This window comes from Kiloniellales bacterium (genome assembly GCA_030066685.1).
Taxonomy (GTDB): Bacteria; Pseudomonadota; Alphaproteobacteria; order Kiloniellales; family JAKSBE01; genus JAKSBE01.
This window is the reverse complement of sequence record JASJBF010000033.1, coordinates 97159-111394: the sequence shown is the minus strand read 5'-3', so window position 1 is coordinate 111394 and position 14236 is coordinate 97159. Positions and strand designations below refer to the sequence as shown.

Here is a 14236-nt window from a genome sequence, read left to right as displayed (position 1 = left end):
GAAAAGGCGTGAGGGAACTTCCCGCGGGATCCCGCTTGACGGGATGAGCGCAAGGCAGCGGCAAAGGCCGCCCGCCCGATGCCCCGGACCCCGAACAGGAAAGAACCCCATGGGAAGCCTTCGAGACATCGCCAAGCACCTCCGGCCCGTCGCCGGACTGTCCCGGGCCGCGCTGATCGCCGTCGCCCTGGCCCTGCCTGCGAGCGCGCAGGCCGGCGCCGCACATCGAAAACCGCGAACTGGCATGTAGTGGTAAGTGTTTGCCCTCAGGCAAGGCTAGCCTGTGCCGGAAAGATGTCTCCCTTAACGTTGGTTCTTGCCAAGAGAGCAGGTGGTGCACGTCAAGACCTACGGCAGGCTCACCGTCAGAGCCGTGCGGGCGTTTCGGGATGTCGAGAAGGCGGAGCGATGGCTGAAGTCGCCGACGCACTTGCTCGACGGCCGTTCGCCTTTGGAAGCCGTGGCGTCCGCGGAGGGGAAGGCCAAAGTCGAGAGGCAGTTGAAGTGGTTCGCCGGCAACCCTTCTCTGCCTTTCGACCCTGGTCCGCGCTGAGATCGACCGAGGTCTCGGGCGGCGCCGAGCGGGAGGCGGGTCGACCCGGGGCCGGGTCGGTCGATGACACTGCCGCCGTGGCAGGCGTCGGCAAACGAGGACGGCAATGGGCGTTGCTGCGGAATTCCTTATCCGCCCGGTGCCCGAAAAATACTTGGGTGAAGAAGACAGGCCATGAACAGGTCTGGCCCTGGGGCCAGGCCGGGGAGGAAAAATGGCGGAGCCCTTCAAGCGCGCGCAAGCTGGCGTCCATCCTGCCATAGCCGAGGACAGGATCGACCGGGGGAAGCGGTCCCCCGGATCGATTGCTCGACATTTCGGGCGTTTGAAGCTCACCCCTGTCGCGGGGTTCGAAAGATGAACGGGACACCGAGAAAGCTCCGCTTTCTGGCGATCTTGGGCGTGATCCTTCCAATGACCCCGGTCTTCGGGATCTTTCCCGCGGCGTCGCTTGCCGGCGACGATGGCATCGGCGTCGTCGAAGAGCGCAGGCTGGTCATGAAAAGCATGGATGCGGCGGCGAAGCGGATCACCGAGATGATGCTCGGCCGAGAAGCCTACGATCCGCAAGCCCTCGCCGCCGCCGCGCGCTTGGTGGCCTCTCACGGCGGCTCAAGGCTGACTCGGCAATTTCCCGAAGGCAGCCTGGAAAGCCCGAGCAAGGCTTCACCGAAAATCTGGGCCGATTGGAAGCGCTTCGAGTCGCTGGCGCAGGACCTAGAGCTTTTCGGCGAAGGCCTGGCACAGGCGGTTGAACGGCGTGCCGGCCCCGGCACCCAACGCCTGCCCGCGACGGTCCGACCGGATTACGCCGCACGCCCGCTCAATACCGGCTCGCTTTCGCGACAGCCGCCGAAACTGGTGTACTTGCGCCTGCTGCGCACCTGCATGTCCTGCCACGCCGATTTCCGGGGCGAGAGGTGATACCAAGGCGCGTTGATACGGATTCATTTGATGGCGCGCGGCGGGGGAGCCGATCCCACGGGTCAGGCCCCGAGGATCGCTCCCGCCGGGCTGCCACGCCTTGTCCAAGCCCGGCCTGGTCCCACCCGGGAAGTCGCAGAGGGGACCTCGATTGATGTGCGTCATGTTACGGTGCCGGCGCCAGCGCTAGGAAGGTGCCGAGCGACCGCCTTCCGGTCATGGACGTCACGTGCAACCAACCCGAGGTGTAGCCGGAATGAGACCAAGCATCGTTGTCGCCAGCGTGCTCGCTTTCCTGGCCCTTGCCCAACCCGCAGCCGCGGGCGATGCGGCGAAGGGGCGCGCGGACTTCGAAGCCAGGTGCGCGAAGTGCCACAGCTTCGACCCGACGGCTTCGGGCTATCGTGGGCCGCACCTGGCCCGGCTCTTCGAGCGCAGGTACGGCGCGGTCGAGGGCTTTCCCTATCGGATGGTCTGGACCGACGCGAACCCCCTTTGGACGCGGGAACACCTGAACAACTACCTGGAAATCCACGGAGTGTTCGAGGCGGGAGACCGCGCCGACCTGATCGAGTTCCTCGTCGAGGCGACGAAGGAGTAGGGCCCGGGCCTCGGCGCCGGAGGCCGTCCCGGTCCCGGCCGGGGTGAACGGCGTTGCGACTGACGGTCCCGACTTGCCGGCGCCCAGGAGGGCACGCAAGGCTCGCAAGGCGGCCCGCGGCGTCTTCGCCGCAGGTCTCCGTTCTTGCCTCAAAAGCCGACGGCCGGAGCGCGGTCCTCCCAAGGCGACCCATAACCTATCCTGGTCATTCAATATAGCTCCGCGGCAAAGGCGGCGTTCGGCCAAGTACGGCAGTCCAACGTGACCTTGCGCAAGGTCCGCTTGCTGATCACGACGCGGACGTTCAGACAGCGCGGCTCATGTTGCCGATTTTGACCGATTTCTGCCCCGCGGATTGTCTCACTGGGGCCCTTGATGTAGCATTTGCGAATGATCCAAGACACCTCAAAAGACGTTCCCAGCCCAATCGATCTTCGCTCAATGGTTGATGCGCGGGAGTGGGCCTCCAGTGCCATGTCCAAGCGGCCTTGGCGTGAAGAGTTCTTTCAGCGCTTCAGTGACGAACTCAGCTCCCTAGAGACCAATCCGTTGCAGGTTCTTGAACTCGGCTCTGGCCCAGGATTTCTCGCTCAATCGATCTTGCAAGCGCTGCCGACGGCCAAGTACACGATGTTGGATTTTTCACCCGCAATGCATGACCTCGCACGAGAGCGGTTGGGTTCGATGATCGGGAGGGCCTGCCAAGTACAGTTGGATTTCAAGCAAGACAACTGGTGCGACGGCTTGGGCCCATTCGATGCCGTTGTGACCAATCAGGCGGTCCATGAGCTTCGTCACAAAAGGCATGTGCCTGCGCTGCATCGAGCCGTTCGTTCAGTCCTGGAACCGCACGGAGTATATCTCGTCTGCGACCACTACGTTGGTGGTGACGGGATGTCGAATTCAGATCTCTATATGACGGTCGAAGAACAGCGTACGGCACTTGAGTCGGTGGGCTTCGGGACAGTCACTAAACTGCTTGAGAAGGGTGGATTGGTTCTGCATCGCGCCGTGATCTGAGACCAGAAGCCGCACTTAACTTCTCTTGCGTTCCTGTCCATCAAGGACCCGATCGATAGCTGTAGTTGGGCGATCGAATTATGGTCCGAATGCCACCTTTCGCGACCACGCCATGGACGACCGCGTCGGATTGAAGCCAGCCCCCTTCCCTTCCCGCAGTATGATTTTTTGTGAAGCGATGGAAGGGGGTGGGTCCGCCTAGAGCACGATGATAAGAGGTCAAATCGACCTCTTATCATCGTGCTCTAGGAGAAGTTATTGGCGACGAGGATTGCTATGGCTGGGTTGAGCCCCTTTGGGACATCTCCAAGTTGCAGGAGATGGGAGGTGGACATCGGTTACCGGACGCTCACCGACACGCTCGAAAGCAGGCTAAAATCGGCTTCGAACCTGTCGCCCGCCATCATGGGAACGACCGGACCCAAGGCACCGGTGAGCACCAAATCCCCGGACTGCATTGGCTTCTCGTGATCGATCAGAATATCACAGAGCCATGACAGGGCATTCAACGGGCTGCCCAAACTGGCAGCTCCGCTACCGGACGATACAAGCTCGCCGTTTCTGAACATCTTCATCTCGCATCGCGCGAGGGCTTGCTCATCGAGTGAATATCGGTCCTCGCCAAGAACAAACCTTGCCGACGCGCCGTTGTCGGCAATCGTGTCAACGATCCCGATCCGCCAATCCTTGAGACGGCTGTCGACGATTTCCATTGCGGGGGTAACATAGGCGATACATGCTGCCAGTTCGTCTAAGGGCAGATATTTTCGCGTAACTTCTGTCTCAAGAACGAGAGCGATCTCTGCCTCGATTCGTGGCGCGATCAGCTTGGACGCGTCGACGGATCCGCCCGACGAGATGCGCATATCGGCGAAGAGAGCGCCGTAATCCGGCTCGTCGACACCCAGTTGCTCTTGGACGGCGTCTGCCGTGAGGCCGATCTTGCGGCCACAGAAAACCCGCCCGGCGGAGATCGCGAAGTCGGAGTTGATGTGCTGCACACGGTATGCGCGAGCAATGTCGTGTTCGCCAAGCCTCGCCGCAAACGGCTCGATTGGTACTGCGCTTGCTTCGGCGGCGCGAAGTTCGGCGGCGATTTTTTGTTCAAGTTCATTGCTCATCTGATTATCTTTTCATGGAGTCCGTGGAGGACGAGTTTTCCCTGGCTTTCCCAGCGGGCGAATGTCTCCGACTCGGTCGACCACAAGAGGTAATTCCTTGACCGCGGATTGGAGCGCATATCGCAAACGCTTTCCGGCACTTGAGCGGTACACCTATCTCAACACCGCGGGCGGGTGTGCCATGTCCGTCGATGCGGCAGAGGCGGGCAAACGCTACTTCGATGAGATGGTCGAAGGGGGCGATACCCACTGGGATAGGTGGATTGAGCGGACCGAGGTGAGCCGCCAAAGATTGGCGGCTCTGCTGAACGCCAGTCCGCAAGAAATCGCTTTCGTGCCGACAGCATCGCTTGGGATGAACCTGGTGGCGCTGATGCTGGGCAATCCGGGCGCTAGGATCATCGCCGCCAAGAAGGAGTTTCCCTCGGCGACGCTGCCATGGCTTAGACAAGGTGCGGAAATCGACTTCCTGCCGCTGTCGCAAAACGGCGTTGTGGACTTGTCGAAGGCGAAACGGGAATTGAATCCGCAAACGATCGCCTTTGTCGCCAGCCACGTCCAATACCACACCGGGTATCGGTACAATCTGGGCAAGCTCCAATCCATGTGTGACTCCAACAGCTTTCATCTCATTGTGGATGCGACCCAATCGGTGGGGGCTTATCCGATCGACGTGAAGCGCCTCGGCATCGACGTCCTTCTATTCAGCGGCTACAAATGGACGACAGCTGGCTATGGCATCGCAGCGCTCTATGTTAGCGAAGATCTTCTGGCGTCGGTGGACCTCCCGGTCGTCGGATGGCGAAGTGCCCGCGTGCCCTATGAGATGGTTTACGACCGGCTCGATATCGTTCACGAGGGTCGGGCGCTTGAGGTAGGCCACCCGCCATTCCCAGGCGTGTTCGCCCTCGACGCTGGAGTCCGGCTTGTTCAAGAGATCGGCGTTGACACGATCGCCGCGCGCATCGACGACTTGACGCAGTCATTACACCAGGGCCTCGCAGCGGCAGGCTACGCAATCGCTTCGCCAACTGATCCAGATGAAAGGTCGGGGATCACACTGGCGCGAGTTTCCAATGCGGAGGTGGTCGCCGCTGAGTTGATGCGCCGCGGCGTATTCGTGTCGCATGTCGACGGATGCATACGTATTTCTTTGCACTTTTATAACGACGAGAGCGACATCGACACGTTCCTTCGGCACCTTCAAGACATTGAGACAGCAACCTCCCATCGTGGCACATAGCAAGGTCGGAGTCTGACTGAAGTCACAACCCGCAAATGCCTCTGCGGAGCGATCCGCTCCGCTCAGTTGTGGCGGCCGCCTCTCCTTGGCGCCGCGGCGGAGGAGTCGTGGAGCGCCGAGACAGCGTTTTGGGCTTGTGAAGGCGAGGCGAAGTTTCGGCCGTCAAGCCGCGCGGTACTCTGGTCCGCCGCGAAATACTTGTAGCCCGATCGCTGTGCGACCAAGACGCCGACTCCGCGACCTTCGATTTCGACGACAAAGCGAACAGACCTCTCATGGCTAGGCATGGCGTATCCTAGTCCTCCCTCGAATGAACTGAGAGCTTGCCACCTGAATCCAGGTTCCCTCTAACGACATGCGCACCGCCTTCGCAGAGAGGGCGGCCAGCAACGCGGGCGCCAGGGGTCACCATTCGATGCGCGGCGACCACGGTAACGTTGCTTGAGGGCGAAGTCCTACCATTACATGCCTAGCTCGTGCAACCATGGCGTGTGCAGCGAAATCACTCCCAGCAGTAGCGGCTTGATGACGAGAGATGTGCGCAGGGCGCTCAGACCGACCCGACAAGCCGGCATCGGAACGATCACCGGCGATTGAATTTCTCGGTCGAATGCTCGTATTGGCGTGAAATGGCAGGAATTCCACGGAACCTGCCGGCATGCTCTGCCGACTGCGCGTGACGTGTGAGGCCGGATTTCAATCGAGAATTAATGGCGGTGGCCGGCCTTCGTGCCCTGTCGAGGCGCTTCATCGCGCAAAAGCCGCGCGACGACGCGCAATAGCAGACGGCGCCAGGTCAACCGCCCTGGTTGGCAACGATCCTGCCCGGCAGAGAAGGTTGATGGAGAAATGCTGGCGAATGGAAACAAGGAACTTCGCCGTGACGCCAAGGTCAAGACCATCGCCTTCGATCCTCGCGGCGTGCTCTTCACCGAAGGCAAGAGCGTCGCGCTCGAGGTAGCTGTCGACTTATCCAATCCAAAGGAGTGCTGAACCATGATCCGCTTCGTTGCACAAAGCGTCCTCGGGCTGTGTCTGGTCATTGGGGCTTGGAGCGGCCCTGCTGCCGCTGGCTGGGACGCGGCCTCGCAAAGGTTGGCGGAAGAGGCCATTGCCGCTTTCAAGGAGGACAATCCCCGCACCAAGATTTTCTTCGCCAAGTCCCACGGCTATGCGGTGTTCCCAGCGGTGACCAAGGGCGGTCTGATTCTGGGTGGCGCCGGTGGCAGCGGCACGGTCTACGAACAGGGTAGGGTGGTCGGCGGAAGCTCCGTGACTCAGTTCACCTTCGGGGTGCAGTTCGGCGGCATGAGCTTCAGGCAGATTGTCTTCTTCAGGGACAAGGCGGCGCTGGAGCGCTTCAAGGCCGGCACCTTGGAGATGTCGGGCGATGTCTCGTCAGTCGCTGTGACAACGGGCGCCGCAAACGCCTTGGATTTCGCCGACGACACGGCGGTCTTCACCCTCGCGGACGGCGGCCTGATGTTCGAGCTCTCTCTCGGCGGTCAAAACCTCTCTTTCGAGCCGAAGCCTTGATCCGGCCGTCGACGCTCCAAATCACCACCAAAAACGCCCCCTTGTACCAAAGATATCAATCAGCTTTTGCCGGGCGCCTTCAACGAAGAAATCAAACTCGCGATGGGAGTCCACTAATCCTGCTACATTCAAGGAAGCTTCTTCGGCCCTCCTGACTTCCGTCTGATTTGCAAAGTGCTCACCCAGGTGAAACCAATTGAAAGGTCCCTGGTTGGCGGGGAGAGCTATAAGCTGGAGGTCCGCCGCTGGATTCGAGAATTCGCAGCATTTCCGGTGTTGGCTAGAAATCGCCGTGCCCGGCGGAGGGCCGCCACGTCCGGGTTGGCCCCAACTCCGGACCCGTCGGAGCCAATATCTGTTTTCGAGGCGATTGCGACCACTGTAGTGCCGGGTCCGGACATGCGGTGAAGGTCCGTCCCACGGCAAGGTGTGACCCGTTCCCGTCATTAAGCTGGCAACAGCGCCAGTGGCGGGAACCGGCCAGGAACGGCCGATCGGGTCGGCCGCCTGGGCGGCCGATTTCGGATCAGAAAGCGGACGTTGCGGGGTGACGACGAGGGTAGTGAAAAGTGACATGGCGCTGACCTTCGGACGCGCCGAACTTTGTGGGCAACAGCCAATCTATTTGACCGTGACTACGGCACAATTGGCCAGACTCGAGATCTTTTGCGACACGCTGCCCATGAAAAGACCCTTGAGACTACCAAGGCCGCGCCGGCCCATAATGATCATGTCATACTTACCTGTTTCCGCTGCGCGCAATAGTTCTGTGCTAGGGTCACCATCGCGGATTGCCGTGCTTACTTCGTTAACCCCCCTTTCTCTAAGCAATTGTTCCGCGTCCGCCAATATTTCCATGCCTTGATCTTCTCCTGATTTCGATAGGGCGCTACGGACACTCTCGATCTCCGCCTCATGTAAGGCTGGGTCCTTCTCCAAAGCTGTCAAGTAATCCTTGAGCTGCCGGCGGGCCGGCAATTTGTCCAGGACGTGCAGCAACAAGATCGAGGCCTGGAGTTCCGCAGCCAATTCTGCTGCAAAGCTCACCGCTCTTAGGCAAGGTTCAGAACCATCTACAGGCAAGAGAATCCGCTTTAGCATCTCGTTTTCTCCCTATCGCACCCGACTTTCGAGAATCTAGATCGCCATACGTGGCATTCTTCATCAAGCTTTCAATGTGAGCACATCGTTGGGGGATCCCCAGACTGACGGCGGCGAAGCCAAACTGGGTCATTTCACCCATTCCGACAAATGAGGTCCAGCTCTCGCCTGCCTCTGCCAATTCGTGACGCTATGGCGGTCTCTCTCGTCGAGTTGATGGTTCCCGGGGGAGAGTCGATCAGCTGCGAGCTCCGCGCGAATCAGCCTCAGCCGATCCGTTTTGCCCGGTACCCCTCTCCCAGGAGATCGGACCCGCAGAGCGAAGCATTTGCGATTTCAGTGAATGGGGGCACAGTCCATAGCTTGCGAAGCTGAGGCTCGATCTCCCGCCGGATACGCCACTTCTCCGAGGACCTTGCCTTTGGAGGAAGATCCCCTTGATAAACCAATGTGAACCGCAAAGCGCTCTCCTATAATCCCACACAAGCGGCGCATCGCGCATTTGGTCTGAAACTCTATCAGGATTGACCTCTGAGGTCGTAGCCTCTCCGTGGTTCAGGCTCGTGGACCAATGACCAGAGTTGGCTACACCTTGCCCTCGACGCCATGCCCGCGGCAGGGTCCGGCTAGCCCCTGGTTTCAGACATCGGAGTCCGGGAGGACCGCACTGCACCCGTTTCCAGAAGTCTGTGGTAACGGTCGGTGACAGGGAAGAACGACCCGAAGCGGAGGTTCATTCATCTTCGTTGGAAGGTCGGCTTTGCGGACCAAGCGGAGACTCCCTGACAAATCCGGCGCGGCATGCTACCCGGCCCCATGCGCAGCGCCTACGATACGATCGGGGTCAACTATTCCGATCTCAGGAGACCCGACTCCCGGATCGAGACGGCGATCGGGCGGGCTCTGGGATCTGCAAGAACCGTCCTGAACGTCGGCGCCGGCACGGGTTCCTACGAGCCCGCCGACAGGCAGGTCACGGCTCTCGAGCCTTCGATGGAAATGATCCGACAGCGGGGCGCCTCGGCGGCCCCCGTCGTTCAGGGTCATGCCGAAGACCTCCCCTTCGACGATAAGGCCTTCGATGCGTCGATGGCGATCCTGACGCTTCACCACTGGGCCGACAAAGCGAAGGGCCTCAAGGAGATGCGTCGCGTGACCCGGGGCCGGGTCGTGGTGCTGACCTACGATCCGTCGTTCCGGGGGTTCTGGCTTGCGGACTACGTCCCGGCGCTCGTGGCCCTGGACGAGGCACGGATGCCAGGGATGACGGCGTACGAGGATTGGCTTGGGCCGGTCGAGATTTCGGCCCTTCCCATTCCGCATGACTGCACGGACGGTTTCCTCTGCGCCTATTGGCGGCGGCCCCGGGCCTATCTCGATCCCGCAGTTCGCGCCGCCATGTCGTCCTTCTGGGCGGTCGGCGACGTATCCGAAGCCATGAGGAGCCTCGCGCACGACCTGGACAGCGGCGCCTGGGCGAAACGCCATGCCGAACTGCTGAAGCTCGATGCCTGCGACTTGGGCTACCGCCTCGTCACGACGAAATGACGCGCTTTCGAGCTCGGGAAGCTCGCCCCGGCCAAATGAGTCATTATCAGCGCCCCTTGGCATTACTGCCGAGCAGGCGCGAAACGGTCCGTCGCTGCGGGTCCGGTGAATCACCGGACGACGGCCCCGGGGCTTCGGCCGCGTCACGCGCGGTCTTGCTTAAGGTCCCGTTAACCATCCGCTCCTAGCCTCGCAAGCGCTGACGCGGAGGACGAACGGCCATGCCCGGCGGCAGGCGGCACCCTGACGTTGTTCCCATAGAGATCATCTGGCGGGTCATCAGCCTCGCCAACACCCTGGGAGAACTTCGCGCCCCGGGCGACGGCACCGTGCGACGCCGCTTCAACCGGGAAGCCTTCACCGTCGAGTTCGGCGGCCCGACGGACGACGACGTCTTCCAGGAGTTCATCCAGGTCTTCGCAGAGGAACGCCAGGTGTTCTGGGCAAAGCTCGGGCAGGATTGGGGACGGCCCGAGGGCTCGCGGGTCATGAAGCCCATGCCGCCGGCGCTGCACCGCGCGTTCGTCGAATGGGCGGACGGCTTCTTGAAACCCCTCGGCGATCCCACGGACCGGCGCTGACGCCCCGGCTTCCGGTCGCGCGACCCACGTCGAGTGAACTTCTTCCTATGCGCGCCGGCGCAAGGGCATGCCATAGTGCGGTACAAAGCGCTGGCGCGTTGGGAGGGTCTGCCGCGGCGGATCGAAGGTCCGCGGTGGGCAGACGCGGAGGAGGACTGACTGATGTCCGTGATTCGGGGGTTTGCGTTATCGATGCTTGCGGTTCTTGTCGCCCTGGGGTCGGCAGGCTGTGACTCGACTCAGCAGAAAGAGGTGAAAATCGAAGACTACAAATTCGTCAACGACGTCTCGGGGCTGGCCCGGTCCCCCAACGAAGAAGGGATCGTTGTCTACGACCGCGAGGGCGTCGATTTCGCCGTCTACGACAAGTTCATCATCGATCCGGTGAAGGTCGTCTACAACAACGAGGACATGCGCAACCTCGATCAGGCGAAGCTGAAGGAGATCCAGGCGTACTTCGTCGAGTCGATCGGCAAGCAGCTCAAGGACGGCGGATACAAGGTCGTCGACAGCCCGTCCGCGGGGACGCTGCAGATCCAGATCACGATCGTCGACCTCAGCGTGCCGAGCGCCGCCTACAATGCCGTTCAGCTTATCGGCAGCCCCGTCGCCGCGACGGTCGGCTCCATCACGATCGAGGCGGCGTTTCGCGACGCCTCCAGCAAGCAGCTGGAATCCGTCGTCGTGGCGCGTCGCAGCGGCGATCACATGAGCGCGACGCCGTGGAGCAACTGGGCGGACGTTAAGGACTCGGTCGACGCCTGGGCCGAAGAGCTGCGCGAAGCCCTGGATGCGGCGCGCGGCGTGACCAGCTAGCGCGGGTCCCGGTCGGACGCCTTCGCGTCCGATCGGGAGGCGTGGGCCGACACTCCGACGGCGGGGCGTTACCTCCGGCCGGATCGATCGCGGCGCGATCCAATCCGATCGGACAACGTCCCGCTGCGCGGCCGTGCTCTAGCGCACTTCCCGATCAGACGCATTCGCGTCTGGCCGGGAGTCGTGCGCCAATACCTTGAAGTTCGGGCATTACATCCGGCCAGATGGATCGCAGAACGATTCCATCTGATCGGATAATGCCCTAGGCTTTTGAAAGAGGGCGGGATTCAGAAATGAAGCCGAACTGGCTTCTTGTCATCCCGCGCTAGCCGTAGAAGAAGGCGCGTCCGGAGGCGCGCAATTGCTCGACGGTCTTGCCGTCGCAGCCCTCGAGCTTCGGCGCCCGGACCACGCCGTCCGCGCCGATCTCGAGCCGAAAGGCGAGCGTGCCCATGGGGGCGTAGTAGGTGGTGCCCTCGTCGTCCCGCCAAACGAGATGGAACACGACGTCTCCGCCCGGCCGACCGGATATCTCCGCCACGGGGCAGACGACCGCGTCGGGGCGACCGTCGAAGATCTGCGCGTCGGCCGGCGAGACCAGGGCGTGCAGCAAGGCCGCAGCCGCAATCGCCGGGACATGTCGGACCGCCATGGGGTCGCCTCCGAACTCCACAAAACGGGATTGAAACAGGTTCTTGGAACGACGCAAGCCAGGGTAGGGCATCGGGGGCAGGATCTCAACGGAAGGCGAAGGGACGCGAAGGTCACCTTTCGTGGCCGTGCCGGTCCGGGCGTGTGGCGGGAACTGCGGACGGGGCTACACATGACCCCAAGCGGTCATTCGTCGCCGTTATGGGGGCTGGCGTTCACCGGTCTCGCAGGGCTGCTCCAACCTTGTCTATGACGGCGAAGGGCAGATCCTGATCGCCCGGCTTGTTGTAGTTGCCGGCCGTGATCACGACCACGAGCTCCAGGCTCGGGGCGATGAAAAGGCACTGGCCGCCGTTGCCAAAGGCGGCCATCCAAGGCTGATCGGTGCCTCGCACTTTGCCGAGCCACCAATGATAGCCGTATTCGATATCATTCGCTCGAACCGTTGGCGTCACGGATTGATCGAGCCATTCGGACGGCACCAGCTGAGAGTCGCCCCAGGTTCCGCGATCGAGGATCAGCTGGCCGATCCTGGCGAGATCTCGTGGGCGCATGCGCAGACCAGAAGCCGCAAAGGGCTCGCCGTCCGAGTCGGCGACCCATTCCACGTCGGCGATTCCCAGCGGTTCGAACAGGGTCTCGCGGGCGTAGTCGAGCAGCGGCCGTCCGGTGCCTCGACTGATCAGTTTCGCAAGCACTGCAGTCGCGCCGCCATTGTAGGTCCACCGGGTGCCAGGTTCCGCGACCATCGGCCGCTCCAGAACGTAGCGGTACCGATCGGCTGCCCGATCCATCGCGGTCTCGCTATTGCGCGGATCGGAATAGGGCAAACCCTCGTCCCACGCGGTTCCGAGCGTCATCGACAGAGCGTGACGGACGGTCATTCGACCTCTCTTGGGATCGGCTGCGAGATCCCCGTAGGCCGGAAACTGGCCAACAAGCGACTGATCTAGGTCGGGGACTTTTCCATCGGCCAGTGCAATCCCGTACAGCAGGCCGACGATGCTCTTGGTGACGGAACGGAGGTCGTGCTTGACCTCGGGGCCAAACTTGACGACGCCCAAAGCTGGCCCCCGGGTGCGCCTGTCCTCGCCTTCATAGTATCGCTCCAGGACCAGCTTCCCGCCTCTGGCAACGATGACGGCATGGAGATTGTCAAACTCCTTTGTCTCGACGGCGTCATCAATCTGCTCTCCCACATCCGGCAAGAACCCAGCCTCGGCCAGAGAGATGCGTTCCCATGCCTGCGGGGAGTCCGCCTGTGCCGAACTGACCGAGGCGCAGAGTATGACACTCGCAAGAACCGACACCGGACGACGCGCGAACATGAGCTGCATCCTGATTCCAAGACTGTGGGTTTTCTCCAAGATCAGAATATCGATCAACTTTGTCGCCTGCAGCGATCGTTCAAGAAGGGGGTGGACAGACAGGCCCCGCCAAAATCGCGCAACCGGGGCTACCAGACGCAGAGCCTTGGCATGTCGGGACCTGGCCATTCCCGGCCGTTCGGGGCGGCGGGCAGCGGGGTCCGGATCGCCGCCGATTTCAGACTTGGGGAGGCGACAGGCGAGCACCGGGTGCCGGCCCCTCAGTCCTGTCCGGCGTCGGCGTCCGGGCGTTCGAGGGCGAGGCTGGCGTTGTAGTAGCGGCGCTCGCCGGTGACCTCGCGGCCGAGCCAGTCGGGGCGCTCGAAAGGGGTGTCCTCGGCCGGCAGCTCGATCTCGGCGAGGACCAGGCCGGCGTGGGCGCCGGCGAAGACGTCGACCTCCCAGGTCAGGCCGCCGAGGGGCACCAGGTGGCGGCGCTTCTCGATCACCAGGCCCTCGGCCAGGGCCAGAAGTTCGCGGGCGTCGTCCAGGGGGATGGGGTACTCGAACTCGGCGCGGGTGGTGCCGGGAAGCGCGGACTTGAAGGTGAGGTAGGCCTCGGCCTCGTCGAGGATGCGGACCCGGATCGCCAGCCTCTCGGTCTGCGCCAGGTAGCCCTGGCGCAGCGCGCGGCTGCCCGTCGCCTGCGCGCGCCAGCCCGCGCCGGCGACCAGGAACTTGCGTTCGATCTCCTTGGCCATGCCCGGCCCCCCGTTCCTTGTCTTCGCTGCGACGATCTCCCGGATGCCGAGGCTAGCGCAAGGGACGTTCAGCAGCCAGTCGCTCGGCTTCGACCCGGCCGGCCTTGCGATAGCTGAAGACGAAGAGCGCGGTCAGGACGACGCCCAGGAGGCTGGTCGGGACGATGCGCGCCGGGGGCAGGATGCCGGCGGCGACGGCGTAGACGCCCGAGGCCATGAGGCCGAGCACCACCGCGATGGTCGGCAGCAGCACGCCGCGGCGCTCGAGCGGCCGGCGGTCGGCCCAGACCAGCAGGCCCGCCCAGCAGAACATCACCGTCGCGGCCAGGGCCATGGGGTAGCGGATCTCGGTCTCGCCCATCCTGTCCGGGATCAGGGTCAGCACGCCCACCAGGACGTCGGCGACGGCCCCGGACCAGTAGCTGACCCGCAACCAGGCGACTGCGCGCATCGCGTGATCCTTCTCCGGCGGC

17 protein-coding genes are annotated in these 14236 nt (G+C 62.5%); 11 read left to right on the top strand and 6 right to left on the bottom strand.

Going from position 1 to position 14236, the window contains the following annotated elements:
• The first annotated feature begins 109 nt into the window (after nt 1-109).
• From QNJ30_19560 to QNJ30_19540, 5 genes are all read left to right on the top strand, one after another.
• Nucleotides 110-250 (top strand): hypothetical protein, encoded by a 141-nt coding sequence (locus QNJ30_19560; GenBank protein ID MDJ0945671.1) that lies wholly within the window; start codon nt 110-112, stop codon nt 248-250.
• An 84-nt stretch (nt 251-334) separates the two neighbouring features.
• Nucleotides 335-553, top strand: a complete 219-nt coding sequence (locus QNJ30_19555) for an MbcA/ParS/Xre antitoxin family protein (protein MDJ0945670.1) — start codon at nt 335-337, stop codon at nt 551-553.
• A 414-nt stretch (nt 554-967) separates the two neighbouring features.
• Complete coding sequence (locus QNJ30_19550) at nt 968-1477, top strand: cytochrome c (protein ID MDJ0945669.1); 510 nt, start codon at nt 968-970, stop codon at nt 1475-1477.
• A 256-nt stretch (nt 1478-1733) separates the two neighbouring features.
• Nucleotides 1734-2078, top strand: a complete 345-nt coding sequence (locus QNJ30_19545) for a c-type cytochrome (GenBank protein MDJ0945668.1) — start codon at nt 1734-1736, stop codon at nt 2076-2078.
• A gap of 390 nt (nt 2079-2468) precedes the next feature.
• Nucleotides 2469-3098 carry a class I SAM-dependent methyltransferase gene (locus QNJ30_19540; GenBank protein ID MDJ0945667.1) on the top strand — a complete coding sequence of 210 codons (630 nt, stop codon included), beginning with the start codon at nt 2469-2471 and terminating at the stop codon, nt 3096-3098.
• A gap of 338 nt (nt 3099-3436) precedes the next feature.
• Here QNJ30_19540 and QNJ30_19535 read toward each other — a convergent pair whose 3' ends face one another.
• Complete coding sequence (locus QNJ30_19535) at nt 3437-4219, bottom strand: fumarylacetoacetate hydrolase family protein (GenBank protein MDJ0945666.1); 783 nt, start codon at nt 4217-4219, stop codon at nt 3437-3439.
• A 97-nt stretch (nt 4220-4316) separates the two neighbouring features.
• Here QNJ30_19535 and QNJ30_19530 point away from each other — a divergent pair, with 97 nt between their 5' ends.
• From QNJ30_19530 to QNJ30_19520, 3 genes are all read left to right on the top strand, one after another.
• Nucleotides 4317-5462 (top strand): aminotransferase class V-fold PLP-dependent enzyme, encoded by a 1146-nt coding sequence (locus QNJ30_19530; GenBank protein MDJ0945665.1) that lies wholly within the window; start codon nt 4317-4319, stop codon nt 5460-5462.
• Between the two features lie 849 nt (nt 5463-6311).
• The gene (locus tag QNJ30_19525; GenBank protein MDJ0945664.1) at nt 6312-6455 is read left to right on the top strand and encodes a hypothetical protein; all 144 of its coding nucleotides are present in this window, start codon (nt 6312-6314) and stop codon (nt 6453-6455) included.
• Nucleotides 6456-6458: 3 nt separating this feature from the next.
• Nucleotides 6459-6998 (top strand): hypothetical protein, encoded by a 540-nt coding sequence (locus tag QNJ30_19520; protein MDJ0945663.1) that lies wholly within the window; start codon nt 6459-6461, stop codon nt 6996-6998.
• A gap of 621 nt (nt 6999-7619) precedes the next feature.
• Here the strand turns inward: QNJ30_19520 and QNJ30_19515 are convergent.
• On the bottom strand, nt 7620-8099 hold the full coding sequence (locus QNJ30_19515) for a universal stress protein (GenBank protein ID MDJ0945662.1): 480 nt from the start codon (nt 8097-8099) through the stop codon (nt 7620-7622).
• Between the two features lie 816 nt (nt 8100-8915).
• Here QNJ30_19515 and QNJ30_19510 point away from each other — a divergent pair.
• The 3 genes from QNJ30_19510 (at nt 8916) to QNJ30_19500 (ending at nt 11044) form a co-directional block, all read left to right on the top strand.
• The gene (locus QNJ30_19510) at nt 8916-9647 is read left to right on the top strand and encodes a class I SAM-dependent methyltransferase (GenBank protein ID MDJ0945661.1); all 732 of its coding nucleotides are present in this window, start codon (nt 8916-8918) and stop codon (nt 9645-9647) included.
• A 221-nt stretch (nt 9648-9868) separates the two neighbouring features.
• Entirely contained in the window at nt 9869-10228 is a 360-nt protein-coding gene (locus tag QNJ30_19505) for a hypothetical protein (GenBank protein ID MDJ0945660.1), read from the top strand.
• A 162-nt stretch (nt 10229-10390) separates the two neighbouring features.
• Complete coding sequence (locus tag QNJ30_19500; GenBank protein MDJ0945659.1) at nt 10391-11044, top strand: DUF3313 domain-containing protein; 654 nt, start codon at nt 10391-10393, stop codon at nt 11042-11044.
• Between the two features lie 325 nt (nt 11045-11369).
• Here the strand turns inward: QNJ30_19500 and QNJ30_19495 are convergent, their stop codons facing one another.
• From QNJ30_19495 to QNJ30_19480, 4 genes are all read right to left on the bottom strand, one after another.
• The gene (locus QNJ30_19495) at nt 11370-11696 is read right to left on the bottom strand and encodes a hypothetical protein (GenBank protein ID MDJ0945658.1); all 327 of its coding nucleotides are present in this window, start codon (nt 11694-11696) and stop codon (nt 11370-11372) included.
• Between the two features lie 214 nt (nt 11697-11910).
• Entirely contained in the window at nt 11911-13080 is a 1170-nt protein-coding gene (locus QNJ30_19490) for a serine hydrolase (protein ID MDJ0945657.1), read from the bottom strand.
• Nucleotides 13081-13283: 203 nt separating this feature from the next.
• On the bottom strand, nt 13284-13763 hold the full coding sequence (locus QNJ30_19485) for a CYTH domain-containing protein (protein MDJ0945656.1): 480 nt from the start codon (nt 13761-13763) through the stop codon (nt 13284-13286).
• A 52-nt stretch (nt 13764-13815) separates the two neighbouring features.
• Nucleotides 13816-14214 (bottom strand): hypothetical protein, encoded by a 399-nt coding sequence (locus QNJ30_19480; GenBank protein MDJ0945655.1) that lies wholly within the window; start codon nt 14212-14214, stop codon nt 13816-13818.
• Between the last annotated feature and the right edge of the window lie 22 nt (nt 14215-14236).

Bases quoted from the DNA above. Each gene is read 5' to 3' on its own strand.
- QNJ30_19505 (MDJ0945660.1), top strand. From the start codon at position 9,869: ATGCCCGGCGGCAGGCGGCACCCTGACGTTGTTCCCATAGAGATCATC.
- QNJ30_19545 (MDJ0945668.1), top strand. From the start codon at position 1,734: ATGAGACCAAGCATCGTTGTCGCCAGCGTGCTCGCTTTCCTGGCCCTT.
- QNJ30_19540 (MDJ0945667.1), top strand. From the start codon at position 2,469: ATGATCCAAGACACCTCAAAAGACGTTCCCAGCCCAATCGATCTTCGC.
- QNJ30_19535 (MDJ0945666.1), bottom strand. From the start codon at position 4,219: ATGAGCAATGAACTTGAACAAAAAATCGCCGCCGAACTTCGCGCCGCC.
- QNJ30_19520 (MDJ0945663.1), top strand. From the start codon at position 6,459: ATGATCCGCTTCGTTGCACAAAGCGTCCTCGGGCTGTGTCTGGTCATT.
- QNJ30_19495 (MDJ0945658.1), bottom strand. From the start codon at position 11,696: ATGGCGGTCCGACATGTCCCGGCGATTGCGGCTGCGGCCTTGCTGCAC.
- QNJ30_19500 (MDJ0945659.1), top strand. From the start codon at position 10,391: ATGTCCGTGATTCGGGGGTTTGCGTTATCGATGCTTGCGGTTCTTGTC.
- QNJ30_19515 (MDJ0945662.1), bottom strand. From the start codon at position 8,099: ATGCTAAAGCGGATTCTCTTGCCTGTAGATGGTTCTGAACCTTGCCTA.
- QNJ30_19510 (MDJ0945661.1), top strand. From the start codon at position 8,916: ATGCGCAGCGCCTACGATACGATCGGGGTCAACTATTCCGATCTCAGG.
- QNJ30_19480 (MDJ0945655.1), bottom strand. From the start codon at position 14,214: ATGCGCGCAGTCGCCTGGTTGCGGGTCAGCTACTGGTCCGGGGCCGTC.
- QNJ30_19550 (MDJ0945669.1), top strand. From the start codon at position 968: ATGACCCCGGTCTTCGGGATCTTTCCCGCGGCGTCGCTTGCCGGCGAC.
- QNJ30_19560 (MDJ0945671.1), top strand. From the start codon at position 110: ATGGGAAGCCTTCGAGACATCGCCAAGCACCTCCGGCCCGTCGCCGGA.
- QNJ30_19485 (MDJ0945656.1), bottom strand. From the start codon at position 13,763: ATGGCCAAGGAGATCGAACGCAAGTTCCTGGTCGCCGGCGCGGGCTGG.
- QNJ30_19525 (MDJ0945664.1), top strand. From the start codon at position 6,312: ATGCTGGCGAATGGAAACAAGGAACTTCGCCGTGACGCCAAGGTCAAG.